This window comes from Desulfoplanes sp. PS50 (assembly GCF_053851535.1).
In genome coordinates this window covers 45091-65078 of record NZ_JBSPZA010000021.1, presented here as the reverse complement: position 1 = coordinate 65078, position 19988 = coordinate 45091, and the positions used below count along the sequence as shown (strand labels likewise).

Here is a 19988-nt window from a genome sequence, read left to right as displayed (position 1 = left end):
TACCTCCCAAGGCGGAGTCAAACCAAGTGCTTTCTGGAAGAGATCTAAGTCTTTCATAGCTGCTTTTCCTACTCGGTGGCCCCCCAGATCTCAACCCCCTACCCACACGAAACAGCGAGGAGCCTCATTTTTTAAGGGTTGGGGTATTTGTCAACCTGTCTTCTCTTCTGTATATACCATTTGTTCCGATTTAATGCGGCCAAGCCGCAGTTTTAGGTTTTAGGTGTTAAGTTTTAAGTTCAAGCGGTTATAAAATTTTCTTGTTTTTTCTGGCAGACTTTCACGAGTAAGGTACTAAAATCGTATTTATTGCATATATCATCAGGGCTGCGAACCGCAGGTGTCGGATCGTGGCCCGTAATTACGCGAGGTGTCGTCATTATGAGCGCAGTACCTGTCATTATCATGGGAGCCAACGGACGCATGGGAGCCACTCTGACCCGCATGGCGGAAAATGATCCCGGGTTGCAATTGGCCGGGCTCGTGGAGCGGACAGAACGCCAAAAGGGGCTCGAGCGGTTCGGATGTCCGGTTGTGGACGATGTTCAAAAAGCCATGGATGTTCCCGGTGCGGTAGTGGTCGATTTTACCGCCCCAGCCGTCACCCTGGCCACGGCCACCAAGGCTGCCGGGGGATCCGTACCCGTGGTCATCGGAACAACCGGACTGAATCGGGATGAATTGGCGGAGCTTGAGAAACTGGCCGCCAAGACCCCCATTTTCTGGGCCCCGAACATGAGTGTGGGGGTCAACGCGCTGCTTCAATGCCTGCCGGATCTGGTCCGGATTTTGGGAGAGGATTACGACCTCGAGGTCATGGAAATCCATCACAAGCACAAAAAAGACGCCCCCAGCGGAACCGCCCTCAAACTGGCCGAGTGTTTGGCCGGGGCACGGGAAAAGGAACTGGACGAAATCGGGAATTTTTCCCGCCACGGGATCATCGGGGAACGCCCGCACGGGGAAATCGGGGTGCAGACCCTGCGCGGCGGGGACGTGGTCGGCGATCACACGGTCTATTGTCTGGGACCGGGTGAACGCATCGAGGTGACTCACAGGGCCCATTCCAGGGAGACCTTTGCCAGCGGGGCCTTGCGGGCTGCCAAGTGGATCGGCTCACAGAAACCGGGCAAGCTGTATACCATGGCGGATATGCTCGTGTAGTTTTTTGCGCAGAGGCGCTAATAGGTTGAGAAAAAAGGAATCCGGATCAGGTCCGGGATGACGAAACAGATGTGATGACCAAATGGCTGGACAGTCGGGTGACACTGAGATGCTACCGGCTGTCCAGTTGTTTTTTGATCCAGCTGAGGGCCGCTCCCAGATTTCGGGCCATAACGTGTGGAGCAGGGTCGGTGCGGGTCGGTACTTGGAGAATATCGTCGTCGAGGTCGGGAAGATTCAGTGCCCTGGCCTCGCTGTGACCATGGCCGGTCAGCACCAGGATGGTGTACAGAGAGGCATTCAGGCCAAAGGTGATATCACCCCTTTTGTCACCGATCATCACGGTGTTGCGAGAATCAAGCTGGTAGCTGGTTCGAAGTTGCTCCCACATGCCAGGGTTGGGTTTGCGGCACGGGCATGATTCCTCGGGCGCATGGGGGCAAAAGACTTCTCCTGCAAGGGTGATTCCCTGGACCTGCAACAGGCTGCGCAATCTCTTCTGCACGGCCAGGTACTCGGCCTGGGAAAAATAGCCCCGCCCGATACCACTTTGGTTGGTGACCAGAAAAAAGCGAATCCCGAGTCTGCAGAGATGGCGCATGGGGGAAATGATCCCGGGGATCAGTTCGACCTTGTCCGGATCGCTCAGATAATGACATTCCCGGATCAATGTGCCGTCGCGGTCCAGGAGAATGGTGTTTAATTGAGAAGGCAAAGATGTCATGGGTAATCGATTGCACGGATGGCTGCGTGCATGAAGGAATGTTGCATGCGGAAAGAGTCGTTGTCACGTGATGTCGTTTTGTGCCGGGTCGACCTCGTTGGTCACGAATTTCATGAACACCTTGTCGTTGATGAACAGGTCCAGAATGTCCGGATCCAGGTGGCCGTCCTTTTTCATGAAGCCCATAATGTCAAGAACCTTGGAAATGGGCATGGGGTCCTTGTAGGGACGGTCCGCGGCGGTGAGGGCCTCGAAGATATCGGCTATGGCCAGGATGCGGCTTTGTAAAGGAAGGTCCTTTTTGGTCAGCCCACAGGTGTACCCGCTTCCATTCAGTTTTTCATGATGCTGAGCCGCATAGGTAGCCACATTGGCCAGATGTTTGGGAAAGGGTAACTGAGAAAGCATCTCCCAGGTTGCCCGGGCATGGTTTTCAATGGTTTTACGTTCACTCTCTGTAAGATTTCCCTTCTGGATACACAGATTGTCCATTTCGTCTTTACTCAGATAGGGATATTTCCGGCCTTGCCATGTGTAGGTTTTCCTGCCTATGGCCTTGATTTCTTCAAGCTGGGCCGGGGGCATGTACTCCATGGACCGGTTGCAGGAGAGGATGAGTTCGAGTTCGGCGTGGAGCTCCTTGAGTGCTTCATCGAGTTGTACGTCCAGGTGGTGCACGTCCCCGTCGGGTTCCCCCTGGTTCAGTGCATCGATTTTGGCCTGGGCGTTTTCAAGGCGCAGGGTACTTTCAATGACCTGAAAGCGGGTACGAACGAGCTCGGCGCGATCGATGACCGTTTCCAGTTTGGCATGTTTGTCAATGATATGCTGGGGGGTGATGATCTTGCCCACGTCATGGAGCCAGGAGGCCAGGCTGAGCTCCTGGATCTGATCGTCATCAAAATGGATGGTGTCAAAGGGTGGGCTGTCGCATTGGTTGATGGCCTCGGCGATATCCATGGTCAGCTGGACCACCCTTCGGATGTGATTGCCTGTGTACTTGGATTTGGCATCGATGGCCGAGGCAATGGTTCTGATAAAGGCCTGGAGAAGATCTTCGAGATTCTGGATGAGTCGGGCATTGTTCAGGGACACGGCTGCCTGGGATGCCAGGGAGGCGACCATTTCTGCCTGTTCTTCGGTGAATTTGCAGACCGCGCCGGTTTCAGGGGCAGTGGCGTTGATCAGCTGGACGACACCCAGGATGTCACCATGGTGGTCCTGCATGGGAATGACCAGCATGGATCGTGATCGGTAGCCGGTGATGTGATCGTATTTTTTCGGCCCGCTAAAATCGAATTCTTCCGTCTTGTAGACATCCTCGATGTTGACGCTTTCACCTGTCAGAGCCGCGTGGGAGGAGACATTGGCGTGATTGGGGGTGCTGTCGGGAAGATACAGGGGGACCGGAGCCAGATTGATGTCGCTTTTGTGGTGGGCATGGATATCGTTGGTATTGTTGTGCATGATGTTGAAAACCAGGGTTTGGTTTTCATCGTCCACAACATAGACTGTCCCGGCATCCGCCCTGGTCATTTTCATGGCCTCATCCAGGATCAGGTTCAACAGGGTGTCGATGTCCTTTTCTGCGAAAAGGGCTATCCCTATGGATGTCAGTCGCTTGATGATCGAATGGCTCATGCTTGGATATCCGTGGCTTGCAAAAAGTCTCTGATGTATCATTTTTCTGTATGTCAATTGCTATTGTCTGACAACCGGAAAATCCCTGACATGTTTTGCTTCGTGGATATCTGTCTCCTGGTGCGACCAGCATCTGAAATCCCTTTGCATCCCTTTTTTCCCTTATCAACGAGGTAGCATGTCTCGTCGACCTGAAGCCATCCCCTTTGAACTTGTGAGCGGTTTTTCTCCCCGTGGTGATCAGCCGCGGGCCATCGAGGATCTGACATCCAATATTGCCGCGGGCGTCAGGGACCAGGTTCTTTTAGGAGTGACCGGATCGGGAAAGACCTTTACCATGGCCCAGGTCATCGCCCAAACCGGGCGTCCCACCCTGGTCATGGCCCCGAACAAGACCCTGGCGGCTCAATTGTACACGGAGTTTTCCGCCCTGTTTCCGCACAATGCCGTTGAATACTTTGTCAGCTACTATGATTACTACCAGCCCGAGGCCTATCTGCCCCATTCGGACGTGTACATCGAAAAGGACTCGTCCATCAACGAGGATATCGACAAATTGCGCCATGCCGCCACCCATGCCCTGCTGACCAGAAGGGACGTGATCATCGTGGCCTCGGTCTCCTGCATCTACGGGCTGGGATCGCCCGAATACTATGCCAAGATGCTCATTCCGGTGGAGCAGGGGGATGAGGTGAGCATGGAGTCGATCATCGAACGACTGGTGGATGTGCAATACCAGCGCAACGATTATGATTTCCACCGGGGAACCTTCCGGGTCCGCGGGGATGTCCTCGAGGTCATCCCAGCCTATGAACACGAACAGGCCCTGCGCATCGAGTTTTTTGGAGATGAGATCGACGGAATTTTTTCCACTGATCCGTTAACCGGTGAGGTCAGGGACCGGATTGCCAAGACGGTCATCTACCCGGCCAGCCATTATGTGTCGGACAGAGAAAATCTCAACCGGGCCATGGACGATATCCGGGAGGAACTCAGAAGGAGACTGGCTTTTTTTGAGCAGGAGAATCGGCTTGTCGAGGCACAGCGACTGGAACAGAAGACCCAGCTCGACCTGGAGATGATCGAGGAGCTGGGGTATTGCAACGGGATCGAGAACTATTCCCTCCACCTGGACAACCGTCGCTCCGGTCAGGCTCCGGCGACCCTGCTCGATTATTTTCCAGAGGATTTTTTGCTCTTTGTGGATGAATCCCATATCACGGTTCCCCAGATAGGGGGGATGTTCAACGGGGACCGTTCCAGGAAACAGACCCTGGTTGATTTCGGGTTCAGACTCCCCAGCGCATTGGATAACCGTCCGTTGTGCTTCGAGGAATTCTTGGACAGGATCAATCAAACTGTCTATGTTTCGGCAACGCCCGGGCCGTGGGAACTGGAGCGGGCCCAGGGGCTGGTCGTGGAACAGGTTATCCGTCCCACCGGATTGCTTGACCCGCTGCTCGAGGTCAGACCAACCCGGGGTCAGATGGATGATCTCATGGGGGAATGTTTCGCCCGCGTGGAACGGGACGAGCGTGTATTGGTGACCACCCTGACCAAGCGGATGGCCGAGGATCTGACCGAGTTTCTGCAGATCCGCGGCATTCAGGCCAGGTACATGCATTCGGACATCGACACCCTGGAGCGGGTGGCCATTCTCCAGGCCCTGCAAAAGGGGGAGTTTGCCGTACTTGTCGGGATCAACCTCTTGCGGGAGGGACTGGACCTTCCCGAGGTATCCCTGGTGGCCATTCTGGATGCGGACAAGGAGGGATTTCTGCGTTCCAATCGTTCGCTCATCCAGACATTCGGTCGGGCGGCACGCAATGTTCAGGGGAGGGTGATCATGTATGCGGACAAGGTCACCGATTCCATGCGTACGGCCATGGATGAGTGTAGCCGACGCAGAGAGAAACAGGAAGCGTTTAACACGGAACACGGGATCGTACCCGAGACCATCCGCAAGGAACCGGTTAGAAACATTCTTTACGAACTCCGGAGTGAGAGTTCGTTGCCCGCCACGGCATCCCTGGCCGAGACCGTTGCCGCCTATCGGGACAAGCCCAAGGAAAAGGCCCGGGAAATCAAACGATTGGAACGGCTCATGCGTCAGGCAGCCAAGGAATTGGAATTTGAGGCCGCGGCCCGACTCAGGGACAGGATCGCGACCCTGAAGAAGGATGATGCATAACCCCCGGCGGATACGCTTTTTCGGACAATCAGCACGAGTACCCGATGCGCAAAAAATCATATGCAGCTTATTATTATCAACTCAAACTCCGGTATGGGAGTTTGCTTCCCTTTGTCATGGGGTGTTTTTCCTTTTTATTGACATTCGTATACGGCCTTTTCATCTATATGCATGTGGAGGGGTGGGGATTTCTCGACAGTTTCTATCAGGTGGTCATCACCCTTTCCACGGTCGGGTTCACCGAGACCCATGAGCTTTCGGAAACCGGGCGGATTTTGACATCGATTCTGATTCTTCTGGGTGTCGGCACCTTTGCCTATCTGGTGGGAACCTTCACCCAGTTTTTGGTCGAGGGAAAGATTCAGGATATGTGGGGGAAACGTAAAGTGCTCAAGATCGTAGATACATTGAGGGATCATTTTATTGTCTGTGGATACGGACGGATCGGGAGCGTCGTGGTCCGGGAGATCGTGGGCGACGGTTTACCGGTCGTGGTCATTGAAAACGATCCCAGTCATGTGGAGGAACTCAAGAGCAAGCAGCTTTTGGTCATCGAGGGGGATGCCACCTCGGACGAGGTTCTTTTTTCAGCCGGACTCGATCGGGCCAAGGGGCTGATCGCCTGTTTGAACCAGATGGCCGAGAATGTCTACGTGACCCTGACGGCCCGGCAATCCAATCCGGATATCTATATCGTGGCCCGGGCGGACAAGGAAGGTTCGGTGCAGAAATTGATGATGGCCGGAGCAGACAAGGCTCTGACCCCGCACATGATCGGTGGAATGCGTATGGCCCAGATGGTCCTTCGCCCGACTGTGACGGACTTTCTGGAACTCGCCCACCAGGGTGAGGAATTGCAGATGGAGGAGATCGTGGTCGAGAAGGGTTCGACCCTGGTGGGCCAGGATTTGATCGTCTCTCAGATCCGGCCACGGTTCAATCTGATCATCATTGCCATCCGCAAGCCGACCGGAAAGATGATTTTCAATCCCGGCCCTCAGGAAGTGATGGAAGAAGGGGATGTGCTGGTGGGTATCGGGAAACACGAAAATTTCGAGATGCTCGAGCACGAAACCAAAGGGTAACAAGAAGGAAAAGTGCGCAGTGCACAGGGCGCAGTGCGCAGAAAAGGCGGAAGACCGGGAGAAAGGAGACGGGAGACCGGGAGACGGGAGACGGGAAAAGTGAATGCTTAGCGAGTTTGCGAGCCTTAGCAGACCTTATGCAAAGCTGGCCGGAGACGGGACAATAACGCCCTCGTTTGCCAGTCTGTACCGCGACAAGGATGGACCATGATTTGATGATGACGTTGGGTGTCATGCCACAGGATGATCAAACGGCATCACATGATGAAATCTTTTTGGGATGGGAGAACCATGGATACGACCAGCAGGGTGCATGAAGGGCTTCAAACAATGAAGGAGCTTGTTTTCCGCTCCCGGATAGTTCGCTCGCTCACCTGGTGGGGGGAGACCGTTGTCCAGGGATTTTTGTATGACAACTGCCTGCTTCGGGCCTCGGCCCTGACCTATGTGACCGCATTGGCCATCGTGCCCTTTTTTGCCGTGGCCTTTTCCGTGTCCAAGGGGCTCGGATTTCAGAATTCCGTGTATATCCGTGAGTTGCTCCTTCGGGTATTTGCCCAGAATGGTGAACTGGTGGATCAGGTCATCGGATATATCAACAACACGAATGTGGGTACCCTGGGGACCATAGGGGTGATCTCCATCATCATCACGGTGTTTCTGCTCTTCAACAATATCGAGAAGTCCTTTAACACCATCTGGGGGGTCAAAGCGGGACGAACGGCTGTGCGCAAGTTCACCGACTATTTGGCCCTTATTCTCATCTGCCCGTTTCTGGCCATTGTTTCCCTGAGTACCACGGCCTTTCTCCAACAGTCCCAGATCCTCAATCAGATCATGGGGGTGACCTTTGTCGGTGAATTTCGATCAGTGGTCATCGGGTTTGTCCTTCCCCTTCTGCCCGTGGTGCTCGGACTTTTCGTCATCTACATGGTTATACCCAACGTCAAGGTCAAGATCCGCAGTGGTCTGATGGGGGCCCTGGTGGCAAGTATTCTTCTCCAGTCCACCCAGATGTATTTTATCGGCAAATCCATGGGGGGCTCCCAGTACAACGCCATCTACGGGAGTTTCGCCCAGGTACCCCTGGCCTTTTTGCTCATGTATTGGAGCTGGGTGGTCGTGCTCATCGGGGCGGAGGTCAGCTATGCCATGCAGAATTTCAAGAAAGGGAGCAAAGGGGGTGGAAAGGGGGGAATGGCCGAACAAATGACCCCGCAAACCCGTATCCAGGCCGCCCTGGAGATGCTGACCCTGATGACCCGGGCCGGTCGACAGGGCAGTCCCCCCCTTGCAAGCCATGAGCTGGCTCAGGAGATCCACCTCTCGATCAAGGATACCAACAGGATTCTGGAGGAATTGATCGAGCTCGGGTACGTCGTCCAGGTGATCCGGGAGGAGGGAGATGGGTACGGACTCTACCGGTTGCCCCAGACCCTGACCCTGATGGAGATCATCCGATCGCTGATGACAGGTGATGACCATCCCGAACAACGGGATGAACGCGAGGTGGACAAGGACGTTGCCCGGGTCATGCAGGCCTTTTATCAGGCCATTGTCCAAAGCGGGGAAAACGTGACCTTGGAGGAATTTGAAAAAAGAAAGGATGGCCAATCATAGCCATCCCTCAACGATACAAAAGATGAGAGCACTGATTATGCGGTGCTCTCCTCTTTTTTGACCGCTTCCCAAAGTACATCCATTTCCTGAAGGGTCATGGCCGATATGTCCAGGCCCCGCTTCAGGGCCAGGGTTTCGATTTTGTCGAATCGTTCCAGAAATTTTTTGTTCGCCCTGCTCAAGCAGGTGTTGGCCTTGAGATTGTGCCTGCGGCCGTATTCCGTGAGGGTAAAGAGGTAATCCCCGAACTCCTCTTCCATCTGCTCAACGTTTCCAGCCTGTTTTGCCTCGATCCATTCCTGCCATTCTTCTGCTAGCTTTGTTTCCTGGTCCTCGTCCGTGTCCCAGGTGAATCCGATCCGGGCTGCCTTTGAATTGATCCGATAGGCCCGCAAGAGCGGAGGCAGGGAGGCGGGCAGGGAGGCAAAGACCTTTTTGGAACCGTTTGTTTTCTCGGCTTTTTCCTGTTTCTTGATCGCCTCCCAGGTGGCGTAGAGCTCCGAGGTGGTTGTGATGTCCTGATCACCGAAGACATGGGGATGCCTGCGGATCATCTTGGCGGCGTTTTCCTGCCAGACCTGGTCCAGGGAAAACGATCCTGCGCGGCCATACCATTGGCCGATGAACAGGAGGAGAAAAAAGACATCGCCGAGCTCTTCCCTGATTTCATCGATGTCCCTGTCCCGAATGGCCTCCACAAGTTCGAAACATTCCTCGATCAGATAATCGCACAGAGTTTCCGGGGTCTGCTTCTTGTCCCAGGGGCAGCCGTCCGGGGCGACCAGCCGCTCGATGACATCGAGAATGGGTTGGATGGTGGTATTACTGTTTTTCACGCAATTGATCCTGTTTGTCTTTTAATTTGTCCATCCAGTCGGCGTGCCAGAGTTCTTTGAGCGAAGAGCTCTTGGACTCGAATTCCTCCTGCATGTTTTCGGGGAGAAAGCCTGCCACGGCTTCGTTGACCATGCCGATATACGGAGCGACCCTGGATTCTGTGAGGATGGAGGCCTTGGATGAGAGAAAGGTGGTCAGAACGATGAGAATGACACTGCACAACAGCAACCCCTTGGCAAATCCCAGTCCTCCGCCGCCAATCCGATCGAGCCAGCCGAGCATGATCAGCTTGAGGAATTGTCGGAGCAGGGTGGAGATGATAAAGACTCCGAGCATGACACCGAAAAAGATGGCCAGATAGGCCACGGCCCGGGCATATCCGGGTGTTTCGATAAATTTTTGGACGGAGGGCAGCAGTTGAGCGTGAAAGGCGTTGGCCAGAACAAATGCGAGTACCAGCCCGAGAATCGAGGCGATCTCCCTGACCATGCCTCTGAAAATACCCCGCATACAAAGGATGCCCAGAATGATGATAAAAATGATGTCCAATGTATTCATGCGTTCCTCCTGAAAATGGCAAAATTGAAAGCCTGGCCGGGATTCTGCTCATCCAGAGCCATGAGCTGGTGAGGGCGTGAATCCTGATGGCAGGTGGTTTTGGGACACGGGATCGGAGATCGGGATGGGTAGAGGATTCCGGTGGCCACAACCAAAATCGGCCTTTAGTACGGAGTGATGCAAATGTACAGTCGATACCTTGAACATTGAAGGTGTGATTGGTTCTCAGGGCGTATCTGTCCTGGCGATCATCGGGGAGGATGGAAGATAGCGATGTGCGGACCGGGTTTTCCTGTGGCCACGGGATGTTTTGACGGTGCCGGAGGGTGACTCATTCTTGACTTGTTCCGTTCCATGTTTATATAGATTATTGGTTTGGCATAACAACCAACAATCATGCCCCGGATATGACTCTCGGGCAGCGAGATCGGTTCGTCTCGCTTCCACCTGCAACCAGAGGTAGTACATATGCTCAAAATACACGATTTGCATGTCAAAATCGGAGACAAGGAGGTCCTCAAGGGGATCAACCTGAACATAGAGGACGGGGAGACCTTTATTCTGTTCGGCCCCAACGGGTCGGGCAAGACAAGCCTTCTCATGACCATTATGGGCTTTGGCGGTTACCAAGTCACAGATGGTCAGATTATCTTCAGAGGCGAGGACATAACCCGTATGCCCACCTACGAGCGGGCCAGGCTCGGGATAGGCATGTCCTTCCAGCGTCCCCCCACCATTCACGGGTTGAAGACCAAGGATCTTGTTCGTCTCTGTGCCCGGGGCAGTGAATTCGATGTTCCGGCCATGGCCAGATCCGTGAATTTCGAGTCTTTTCTGGAGCGGGATATCAATGCGGGTTTTTCCGGAGGCGAGATCAAGCGTTCGGAACTTCTTCAGCTCATGGCCCAGGATCCGCGATTGGTCTTGTTTGACGAACCCGAGTCGGGGGTGGATCTGGAAAACATGGCCCTTGTCGGCAAGACCGCCCGCAAACTTCTGGATGGACCCTTGGAGCCTTCTCCCTTTGAAACCATGCGCGATCGCAAGGCGCGTCACACAACCTCGGGACTGATCATTACCCATACCGGACATATTCTGGATTATGTCAATGCCGATCGTGGTCAGGTCATGTATGACGGCAGATTGTGCTGTGATTCCAGGCCGAATCGTCCCCGGGATATTCTCGATCATATCAGTGAGTACGGTTACAAGGAGTGTGTCAGATGTCTGAACTAAAAACGAATCAGGAAAAGATCGAGGTGGATCTTGACCGGTATGCCTTTACCGGTGGTGAAGACGATGTCATCAGCGGTCTGGACAGGATCACGCCCGAAGAGCGTGAACAGCTGCTCATGGCCGGGGTGGATGTCTCCAGGCAGGGGCGCAGCGGAACCTTTTTGCAATTCGATCACGCCAAGGTTCATTGTTCATCGTGTCAGCAAGGGGTCGAAGTGCTCGGGATCAACGACGCGTTGGCCAAATACGACGGATTGCCCGAATATTTCTGGAAGGCCGTGGACAAGGATCAGGACGAATTCACCCGGGCCTCGGCTGATCAAAAGACCCAGGGCGGGTATTTTATCCGCACGGAAAAGGGTGCAAAGGTCACGGAACCGGTCCAGTCCTGTCTGTTCATCAAAGGCGAAAATACCGGGCAGAATGTGCACAATGTCGTGGTCGTGGAAGAGGATTCCGAGGTCCATATCATCACCGGGTGTGCCACGTCCCATGATGTGGTTTCGGCCATGCATCTGGGTATTTCCGAATTTTATATCAAGAAGGGCGGCAAGCTGACCTTCACCATGATCCACAATTGGGGAGAGGATGTGGTAGTCAGGCCCAGAACCGTGGGGATCGTGGAGGAAGACGGGGTCTTCCTGAACAATTACATCCTGCTGAAAAAGGTCAAATCCGTTCAATCCTATCCTACCATTCATCTCAACGGCCGTGGTGCCGTGGCCCGGTTCAATGCGGTCATTGTCACCCCGACCGGTTCCCACGTGGACACGGGCAACCGGATCATCCTCAATGCCCCGGATACCCGCGGAGAGATCATCTCCCGGACCATCACCACCGGCGGCATGAATATCGCCCGGGGTGAGATCGTGGGCAATGCGGTGCCTGCCAAAGGGCATCTCGAGTGCAAGGGGCTCATCCTGGGAGACGGGGTGATTCACGCCATCCCCGAACTCAAAGGGACCCGCACCGGGGTGGAGCTCTCCCACGAGGCCGCTGTGGGCAAGATCGCCCAGGAAGAGATCGAATACCTCATGGCCCGGGGGCTTGATGAGGACGAGGCTACCTCGACCATTGTTCGCGGATTTTTGAATGTGGACATCATGGGGTTGCCCAAGGAACTCAAGGAAAGCATCGATCGGACCATTGCCGAGCATGAGGGGGAAATGTTTTAGGATCTGACAGACAAAACAGTATCGCGCAGAGGCGCAGTGACGCAGAGAAAAACAAAAAACGTCATCTCGGGGTATCGGGATGACGTTTTTTTGAAGGTGCACAGCAATTTTCAGGAGGAAGACGTATGCCGGGATATCGGGGGCATTTGGCAGGGGGATTGATTCTGGGGGGTGGCACATTGGCCGGGTTGATCTGGTTCGGGGTGTATCAGCCGGATATCGAGGTGGCCCTGCTTCTGGTGAGCATCGTTCTGGCCGGAGCCCTTTTTCCGGATGTGGATACGGATTCCAAGGGGCAGAATCTTTTTTATTCCGTCCTTGCAGTGGTTGATCTGGCCCTCATGATCCAGGAAGAGTATAAATGGGCGGCCATCCTCGGATTCTGCGCCCTGCTGCCCGCCGTGGGGCATCACCGGGGCTGGACCCATACCTGGTGGGCCATGCTGGTCATTCCTCTGCCCATCCTGGTTCTGCCGATCCTTTTTTATCAGACCCCGTGGCAGCGGTTGCTCCCCTTTTATCTGGCAGCGGTGCTCGGCTATTTTTCGCATCTTTTGCTGGACAGGAAATTTTAGAAAACGCCGACAACCGAGAACGAAAAAAGGGATCATGCTTGCACATGATCCCTTGTTTTCTTGTGGCGGGGCCGATGGGACTCGAACCCACGGCCTCCGGCGTGACAGGCCGGCGTTATAACCAGCTTAACTACGACCCCGCGTGATGCATCCGTTTATTCAGACAGGTAGAGCTTGTCAAGTGTTTCTGTTTGGCGGGGCCGATGGGACTCGAACCCACGGCCTCCGGCGTGACAGGCCGGCGTTATAACCAGCTTAACTACGACCCCGCAAACAAACTTCCTGGTGGGCGGTACAGGGCTCGAACCTGTGACCCTCGGCTTGTAAGGCCGATGCTCTCCCAGCTGAGCTAACCGCCCTTTCGAACAACGGAGACCGCTTTCTATAGAAGCGGGGTGTGGGTGTCAACCCAAAAAACATCCTTTTCTCCATTTTTCCAGAGAAAATGAAAATGAGGGGGTTTCAACAGGTTAGGACTTTTGTTCGGGAATGAGAGCCTTTTGATCGCCAGGGGCTTGAAACCCTGTCGTATCGTGCTTAGTTATCCATATACGCAGACGACATCTTGAATGATACGGAAGGTCGATGAATCCGGATCATCCGGGTCCATGAAGGCAGAATCAGAAATGGAGGGAAGCAATGGAAGGTGGATTGTTTGATTCGTTGTCCGGGATTTTGGTCCTGGTATTTGTGGTCTTTATCCTGTTCAGAATTCTCACCGGCAAGGGTGGCTGAGGCATTGGTAGCGACAGCTGCTCCCTGGACGGGAGAAAGAAGAAGAACAAGAAATAAGGGCAAGTATTCTGGTCGAAAACTGGCTGCTTCGATCCAACGAAATGCAGGTGTGTTGATAAGCATCTGGAAATTTTTGAAAAATCTAAGAAATTGAAGAACGTTAAGAGCGTTAAGCGACTCAAGACGTTTTGAGGGAGGATGACCCCTGGAAGGATATGTGATCACGAGGGTACATTTTCCACAGAGGCCGACCATCTGGTCGGCCTCTGTGCGTGGTGCAAGGGGGCTGTTCCGACGATTCGGTCTGCATCGGGTGTGCAGGGTTTTTGACGGCACGTCGGTGGATCGCCGGGCATCTGTTTGGCGATCCCCGAGGCTTTTATGATCAGGAGCTTTGCGGGATGATGATTGTGAAGATATCCGCCCCGGATCGGTCTTCACCCATGCGTTGCCAGGATCACGGAAATCTGGCACCGCTTGCCCATGCGCGCTTTGGCTGTTCCCTTTACCGGGATCTCTCCGGCATCTTCCAGGGTGCTTGTCCGTTCCGGCACTGTTCTGACCATGTCCCCGCGTCTGGGTACCATTGACCAGGGCGGGGTGGTCGTTGCCCTGAACGGAGAAACCCCGCCCATGATCGAAGAGGTGGGCAGGGCCGTGGATCTTCAGCGCGGCCGTGATCTGCCGGTGATCGATTGCCGGGACGCACTGCTCATTCCCGGATTGATCAATTGTCATACCCATCTTGAATTATCCGCGCTTGCCGGGCGGACATGTCCTCATCAGGGATTTACTGCCTGGGCCAACAGTCTGCACCCCCTGTTGAAGGAGCGCATGGATGTGACGGCTATTGCCCATGCCCTGGAACGGATATGGGAAACCGGGACGGTCATGGCCGCGGACATGGGGGGATACGATGCCCCCCGGGTGGCCAGGGCCCTGGAGAGTGATCCCCGGATCGATCTGTTTTTCATGATCCAGCGAATGGGTTTTTCCAGGCCGAAGAATGATGTTTTGCGTCCCTATGCCTTTGCCAGGGATATTGCGGATGGCTATCTTTCCCGGCAGAGGTTTGCCTATGCCGGTCATGCCCTCTACTCCACCCATCCCAGGACCCTTCAATTGACCAAAGCGTGGTGCGACGCACACAACATGCCCTTTGCCATCCATCTTGCCGAGTCCCGGGATGAAGTGGAACTTTTGCGCGATGGTTCCGGCCCCCTTGCAGCAACACTTCGAGGATCCGGCCTCCTTCCCTCGGGATTTACTCGGCTGGGTTGCTCGCCCATTGTCTATGCCCATGAGTTGGGACTGCTTGGTCCGAGCACCCTGGCCATCCATTGCGTTCAGGCGAGTGACCGGGATATCGAGCTGCTGGCCGCGACCCAAACCTCGGTCTGTGTGTGTCCCTGCAGCAACGCCTATATCGGCGTGGGCGCGGCACCGGTGAACGCCATGCGCCAGGCCGGGATCAACCTCTGTCTGGGGACCGACGGACTCAGCTCCAACCATGATCTGGACCTCAGCCGGGATATGGATATGCTGCTGGCCATGGGCCACGATCTGGACATGGAAACGGTGGTCTCCATGGGAACGAAGAACGGTGCACGCATCCTGGGAGTTTCGGACCAATACGGCACCATCGAGCCGGGAAAACGAGCCGCTCTGGCAATGATTGCGTCCTCACAGGTTGAACCAGCGAGCAGGAAGAGGACAATGACTGCGTCCGGTGTGCATGGTCAGAAATCGTCTTGAAGGATGTGGTTGGTGCGGGTTGGGCTGATCGTCAATGATCGGGCCCTGGTTGGTATTCGCGAGCATGACAGGCTGTCCTGATTCGGCCTGGTGGGTATCCAGATCTCAAAAAGCCCCTGGTCACGGAAGTGACCTGGGGCTTTTTGAGATGGTGACCGTACCTATTGGTGACATGATGGGCGGTTGAAGCGCTTACATCCGTCAGCGGTGATCTATTCCGTGATGATCCGGGCGTTGAGGATGACCACAGGTTTGGCCGGGACATCCCTGTATCCCGACCGGGTCGTGGTGACCACCTCTTCGATGGCATCGACCACGTCCGCACCCCGGTAGACCTTGCCGAACACGGCATATCCCCATTTGGCTCCCTTGGTGTCCAGAAATCCGTTGTCGGCTGTGTTGATGAAGAATTGGGAGCTTGCAGAGTGAGGATTGTTTGTCCGGGCCATGGCAACGGTGTATTTGGTGTTTTTCAAGCCGTTTCTGCCCTCGTTCTTGATGGCGGAATCGGTGTCTTTGGGCTGCATGGCTGTATCGAGACCGCCGCCCTGGATCATGAATCCTTCAATGACCCGGTGGAAGATGGTTCCCTTGTAAAAATCTTTGCGCACATAGCCCAGGAAATTTTCCACACTGTGGGGGGCGTTTTCCCGGTCGAGTTCAAGGACAAAGGTTCCCTTGGTCGTTTCCAGTTCGACCAGGGGATTGTCCTGTGCCTGGAGGGTGCAGGGAATAAGCAGAAGAAGCAGGGAGATGATCCAGCGCATGATGCCTCCGAAAAGATGTGATATGAAGGTTGATTGTGATTTTTTTTTGAACGTCTAGCCGGATACTCGACCGTTATCAAGAGGATGGGGATCGCTTGCAGGGTGATCCAGTCATGATATGCCCGTCGCAGGGATGCGAACAACTTTGCCTCGGGTTCCCTTGACGTGGGCCGGGAAAAAACCTAAGGAGTCTTTCTGCATAGCAACTGTCTGCTTCCACCCCAGCCCATCGAGTAAAGAATGTCCAACCTGTCAGGAAACAAAAATGCAACCGTGTGGCCCTCCGTCGCCCTGCTTCTGGCCGTGTTTTTATGGGGAAGTTCCTACTCGGCCATGAAGGTGGTCGTGGCCTTTTTCGGCCCCATGGCCACGGTATGGGCCAGGATGGTCGTGGCCAGCATTCTGTTTGCCGCTATTGGATGGAAAGAGCTCCGTCGGATTCGGCTGGGGTCTGACTGGAAGTGGCTGGCCCTGCTCTTTCTCTGCCAGCCCTGCATGTATTTTCTGTGCGAAGGGTTTGCCGTCAAGCTGACCTCATCGGCACAGGCCGGGATGATTTCGGCCATTCTGCCCCTCATGGTCATGTTGGGGGCGTATAGTTTTCTCGGGGAAAAAAGCGGTCTCAACGTCTGGCTGGGGTGTTTGCTTTCTCTGGTCGGTGTTGTCTGGCTCACCTTTGAATCCGTTCCCACCGAGGCCGCTCCCCAGCCATTGCTGGGAAATCTCCTCGAGGTCGCAGCCATGTGTTTCGGGGCCGGGTACATGCTTCTGGTCAGAAAACTTTCAGGGTATTATCATCCCTTTGTGCTCACAGGGATGCAATTCATGGTTGGAAGCCTGTTTTTTCTCCCCGGAGTCATGGCCAGCGATATTGTATGGGAGGCCCCGATATGGGTGTATCTGCTGCTTATCTATCTTGGTTCTTTGGTCACATTGGGTGCCTTTGGGTTGTATAATTGGGGCATATCTCGCGTGCCTGCGGGACGGGCCTCGGTGTTCGTCAATCTCGTGCCGGTGATCGCATTGAGTCTCGGGGTGCTGTTTATGGATGAAACCATGAATGTCGCCCAGACCATGGCCTGTGTGGTCGTCTTTTCCGGAGTGCTTCTCTCCCAGGTGCGTCCCTTGAGGCCCAAACCTGGATCAACGGTCATGGCCTCCAGCGAGGTGAGTTGATCGGGATGGTGTGCATTTTGTTTTTCGATTTTCTGTTGGCCACCAAAAAAGGCAGACGCAATGCGCGTCTGCCTTTTTTGGTGGCCAACAGAATTTGACCTGCTGCTTTATTTGCCAAAAGAACGGACAAAAAGATCCTCGATGGCCTGCTTGCCGTTTGCCTCGAGAAATCGTGTTCCCGTGCAGGAGATATGGTGATGGCTGATGACCGGAGGTTCGGCCGCGAGCCAGGCATTCTTGGCCCATTTGAACCAGGCATTTTTTTTCTGCCCAAACACGAAGAGCGGCTTGTTGCAGATCTTGGCGTATTCCGCTCCCCAACCGGTTCCGCCCTTGACAGTCCCGTCTTCCTGGATGGTTCCAACGACATAGATTTCATGTCCGCTTGCGATCTGCCAGCAGATGGACTGAAGGACCTTGCGAAAAATAGGGGCCCGTGAATAATCGCGGTTCATGAGTTTGGAGACATAGGAGAGGCTGACGTCCTTTTTGGCAAGTTCTTCGGACGTGAGAATCCGACGACCGCGTTCCCGGGCTATCTTATGACCTTCAAAGGAGAAATTGACTTCCTGGAGACCGTATTTTTCGGCCATGATGCCGAAGGATGCTTCGGCCCCTTGAGCTCCGCCGCTGTAGACAATGCAATTCTTTGGATCGAGCATGATATCCTCATTGAATGAAGTGGTTGGTAACAAATATAAATATACTTCCAATTGATGGATTTGTACAGTTTCTGAAAAAACGGATGAAAAGTGGCCAACAGCTTACGAGGATTGGAACTTTCGGTTGCAAAAGGGATGCTTGCCCCGTTGTTTCGGTGGTTTGGCCTTGACCACCAGGGGTTTTTTCCCCCGTCCCTGTTTTTTGAACACTTCGAGGATGACTCCCGCCTCACGGAAGGGAACGGTGATGAAAGAAAAGGTATCCAGGATCTGAACCTCCTGAATGGCATTTTTCCATACCCCGGTTTCCTGGTGAATCATATTGACCATTTTTTGGGGCGTCATCCCGTTTGCTCTACCCTGGGCGACAAAAAGACGAGTTTTGCCCTTCTTGTCCACCAGAACGTCGCGGATTTCATGGTAACTGGATTCATCGAGTTCATCCTTGAAGGCATGCTGCAAAACTGCGGCCAGGACGTCTTCCTCGGGGGTATCTTCGATAAGTTCTGCGGCCATCTCTCGGAAATGGTCCTTGATCCCCGACTCGATACCCTCCTTGAGCAAAGAGACGATCCGGTTCTTTTTGTTTTTTATGATATCCTCGACCTTGGGCAGACGTTCCTTGCGGATCGTGCTCTTGGTCACCCGCTGGATGAGCAGGAGCCGTTTGGACTGGGCCGGTGTAATAAAGGTGATGGCGGTCCCTTCCTTGCCGGCACGCCCTGTACGTCCAATGCGGTGTACATAGGACTCCGGGTCCTGGGGAAGGGCGTAATTGATGACATGGGTCAGGTCGTTGATGTCGATGCCCCGGGCGGCCACATCCGTGGCCACCAGGATGTTGATATGGTGTTTCTTGAATTTGTTCAGGATTTTTTCCCGCTGAACCTGGGAAATATCTCCGTGCAACCCCTCGGCATCGTACCCGCGATCCATGAGCCGTCCAGCGGTCTGGTCCACATCGTTTTTGGTCCGGCAAAAGACGATCCCGTAAAATTCTTCCGCCATGTCGATGATCCGACACAATGCCTCGAATTTGTCACTTTCATTGACCTCGAAATAGATCTGGTCGGTCAGTTCCGTGGTCATTTCCTGTTTGCGTACAGAGACCACATCATATTCCCGCATGTATCTCTTGGCAATGTTCAGGATTTCCCGGGGCATGGTCGCGGAGAAGAGCAGGGTGGTCTTGTCCGTATTGGTGGCCTTGAGGATCGTTTCGATATCATCGATAAAGCCCATGTTGAGCATCTCGTCGGCTTCGTCGAGAACAAAATGGGAGATGGCGTCAAGGCGAAGGGTCTTGCGTTTGATATGATCCAGAATCCGACCGGGGGTTCCCACCACGATATCCACACCCTGGCGAAATCCCCTGAGCTGATGGGTGATGGCCTGACCACCATAAACCGGCATGACCCGGATTTTTTTTCTGCCCTTGAGGGAATTGATCTCTTCGGCCACCTGGATGGCCAGTTCCCGGGTGGGGGTGAGCACAATGGCCTGGACAACGCCGAGATTTTCAACGGCCTTTTCTATGATCGGCAGACCAAAGGCTGCGGTTTTGCCCGTTCCTGTCTGAGCCTGACCTATGAGATCCCTGGTGCCCGCAAGGAGCAGGGGGATGGTTTTTTCCTGAATGGGGGTGGGCTCTTCAAATCCCTTGTTGATAAGGGCGGTAATGGTGTTGTCGGAAAGACCGAGTGCCTGGAATCGTTCTGTAGGACGCATATGTGGGAGATACCTTTTGTGGGGAATGCTTGCTATTCCGAAATGTTAGGTTATATATAACCGGAATCATTTTCAGGAAAGATCAAGGATTCGCGGATGAAGTGATGAGAACGGAAGCAGGTTTCGAAAAACGGGTGCCTGCTCGTTTGCAGAGTTGTGCATGGAAATCAAAAAAATCCGGTGTCCGTTTGGAGCCCGGACACCGGATTGATTCCAACAAACTTGATAACAATATATATACATGGATGGTCAATGCGCGTCAAGTAAAAGCCAGGGGCTTCAGGGCCGATTCGATTTTCTGGCTGGTTTGCCCTGTTCTGGGCTGTATGAAACTCCCTGGTCGACTGCGTACCATCATG

16 protein-coding genes and 3 tRNA genes are annotated in these 19988 nt (G+C 54.1%); 9 read left to right on the top strand and 10 right to left on the bottom strand.

Annotated elements, in window-relative coordinates; translation table 11 throughout:
• The first annotated feature begins 381 nt into the window (after positions 1-381).
• Positions 382-1164, top strand: a complete 783-nt coding sequence (gene dapB, locus ACTVJH_RS10485; RefSeq protein WP_455990133.1) for a 4-hydroxy-tetrahydrodipicolinate reductase — start codon at positions 382-384, stop codon at positions 1162-1164.
• A 112-nt stretch (positions 1165-1276) separates the two neighbouring features.
• Here the strand turns inward: dapB and ACTVJH_RS10480 are convergent, their stop codons facing one another.
• On the bottom strand, positions 1277-1888 hold the full coding sequence (locus ACTVJH_RS10480; protein ID WP_455990130.1) for a D-glycero-alpha-D-manno-heptose-1,7-bisphosphate 7-phosphatase: 612 nt from the start codon (positions 1886-1888) through the stop codon (positions 1277-1279).
• Between the two features lie 63 nt (positions 1889-1951).
• Positions 1952-3529 carry an HD domain-containing phosphohydrolase gene (locus ACTVJH_RS10475; RefSeq protein ID WP_455990127.1) on the bottom strand — a complete coding sequence of 526 codons (1578 nt, stop codon included), beginning with the start codon at positions 3527-3529 and terminating at the stop codon, positions 1952-1954.
• 178 nt (positions 3530-3707) lie between these two features.
• Here ACTVJH_RS10475 and uvrB point away from each other — a divergent pair, with 178 nt between their 5' ends.
• From uvrB to ACTVJH_RS10460, 3 genes are all read left to right on the top strand, one after another.
• Positions 3708-5720 carry an excinuclease ABC subunit UvrB gene (gene uvrB, locus ACTVJH_RS10470; RefSeq protein ID WP_455990124.1) on the top strand — a complete coding sequence of 671 codons (2013 nt, stop codon included), beginning with the start codon at positions 3708-3710 and terminating at the stop codon, positions 5718-5720.
• A 44-nt stretch (positions 5721-5764) separates the two neighbouring features.
• Positions 5765-6805: a potassium channel family protein gene (locus ACTVJH_RS10465; protein ID WP_455990121.1), complete on the top strand. Its 1041-nt coding sequence runs from the start codon at positions 5765-5767 to the stop codon at positions 6803-6805.
• A 291-nt stretch (positions 6806-7096) separates the two neighbouring features.
• Complete coding sequence (locus ACTVJH_RS10460) at positions 7097-8425, top strand: YhjD/YihY/BrkB family envelope integrity protein (protein ID WP_455990119.1); 1329 nt, start codon at positions 7097-7099, stop codon at positions 8423-8425.
• Positions 8426-8460: 35 nt separating this feature from the next.
• On the opposite strand, the gene mazG is transcribed toward ACTVJH_RS10460, so the two are convergent.
• Both mazG and ACTVJH_RS10450 read right to left on the bottom strand, forming a co-directional pair.
• The gene (mazG, locus tag ACTVJH_RS10455) at positions 8461-9261 is read right to left on the bottom strand and encodes a nucleoside triphosphate pyrophosphohydrolase (protein ID WP_455990117.1); all 801 of its coding nucleotides are present in this window, start codon (positions 9259-9261) and stop codon (positions 8461-8463) included.
• The gene (locus tag ACTVJH_RS10450) at positions 9248-9820 is read right to left on the bottom strand and encodes a CvpA family protein (RefSeq protein ID WP_455990115.1); all 573 of its coding nucleotides are present in this window, start codon (positions 9818-9820) and stop codon (positions 9248-9250) included. The genes mazG and ACTVJH_RS10450 overlap by 14 nt, the downstream gene beginning before the upstream one ends.
• Before the next feature lie 468 nt (positions 9821-10288).
• Between ACTVJH_RS10450 and ACTVJH_RS10445 the strand changes: the two genes are divergently transcribed.
• The 3 genes from ACTVJH_RS10445 (at position 10289) to ACTVJH_RS10435 (ending at position 12806) form a co-directional block, all read left to right on the top strand.
• Complete coding sequence (locus ACTVJH_RS10445) at positions 10289-11056, top strand: ABC transporter ATP-binding protein (protein ID WP_455990113.1); 768 nt, start codon at positions 10289-10291, stop codon at positions 11054-11056.
• Positions 11044-12231 carry a SufB/SufD family protein gene (locus ACTVJH_RS10440; RefSeq protein ID WP_455990111.1) on the top strand — a complete coding sequence of 396 codons (1188 nt, stop codon included), beginning with the start codon at positions 11044-11046 and terminating at the stop codon, positions 12229-12231. Before ACTVJH_RS10445 ends, ACTVJH_RS10440 begins: the two co-directional genes overlap by 13 nt.
• A 125-nt stretch (positions 12232-12356) precedes the next feature.
• On the top strand, positions 12357-12806 hold the full coding sequence (locus ACTVJH_RS10435) for a metal-dependent hydrolase (RefSeq protein ID WP_455990109.1): 450 nt from the start codon (positions 12357-12359) through the stop codon (positions 12804-12806).
• 63 nt (positions 12807-12869) lie between these two features.
• Here ACTVJH_RS10435 and ACTVJH_RS10430 read toward each other — a convergent pair.
• The 3 genes from ACTVJH_RS10430 to ACTVJH_RS10420 form a co-directional block, all read right to left on the bottom strand.
• Positions 12870-12946, bottom strand: a tRNA-Asp gene (locus tag ACTVJH_RS10430).
• A gap of 52 nt (positions 12947-12998) precedes the next feature.
• A tRNA-Asp gene (locus tag ACTVJH_RS10425) sits at positions 12999-13075 on the bottom strand.
• A 14-nt stretch (positions 13076-13089) separates the two neighbouring features.
• Positions 13090-13165: transfer RNA gene (locus ACTVJH_RS10420), tRNA-Val, on the bottom strand.
• Between the two features lie 859 nt (positions 13166-14024).
• On the opposite strand from ACTVJH_RS10420, the gene ACTVJH_RS10415 reads away from it, so the two are divergent.
• The gene (locus tag ACTVJH_RS10415) at positions 14025-15296 is read left to right on the top strand and encodes an amidohydrolase family protein (RefSeq protein ID WP_455990143.1); all 1272 of its coding nucleotides are present in this window, start codon (positions 14025-14027) and stop codon (positions 15294-15296) included.
• A gap of 212 nt (positions 15297-15508) precedes the next feature.
• On the opposite strand, the gene ACTVJH_RS10410 is transcribed toward ACTVJH_RS10415, so the two are convergent.
• Positions 15509-16063, bottom strand: a complete 555-nt coding sequence (locus ACTVJH_RS10410) for a peptidylprolyl isomerase (RefSeq protein WP_455990107.1) — start codon at positions 16061-16063, stop codon at positions 15509-15511.
• Between the two features lie 240 nt (positions 16064-16303).
• Here ACTVJH_RS10410 and ACTVJH_RS10405 point away from each other — a divergent pair, with 240 nt between their 5' ends.
• Complete coding sequence (locus ACTVJH_RS10405) at positions 16304-17239, top strand: DMT family transporter (protein WP_455990105.1); 936 nt, start codon at positions 16304-16306, stop codon at positions 17237-17239.
• A gap of 107 nt (positions 17240-17346) precedes the next feature.
• Here the strand turns inward: ACTVJH_RS10405 and ACTVJH_RS10400 are convergent, their stop codons facing one another.
• Together ACTVJH_RS10400 and ACTVJH_RS10395 are read right to left on the bottom strand one after the other, a co-directional pair.
• Complete coding sequence (locus ACTVJH_RS10400) at positions 17347-17901, bottom strand: hypothetical protein (protein ID WP_455990103.1); 555 nt, start codon at positions 17899-17901, stop codon at positions 17347-17349.
• A 102-nt stretch (positions 17902-18003) separates the two neighbouring features.
• Positions 18004-19629, bottom strand: a complete 1626-nt coding sequence (locus ACTVJH_RS10395) for a DEAD/DEAH box helicase (RefSeq protein WP_455990101.1) — start codon at positions 19627-19629, stop codon at positions 18004-18006.
• Between the last annotated feature and the right edge of the window lie 359 nt (positions 19630-19988).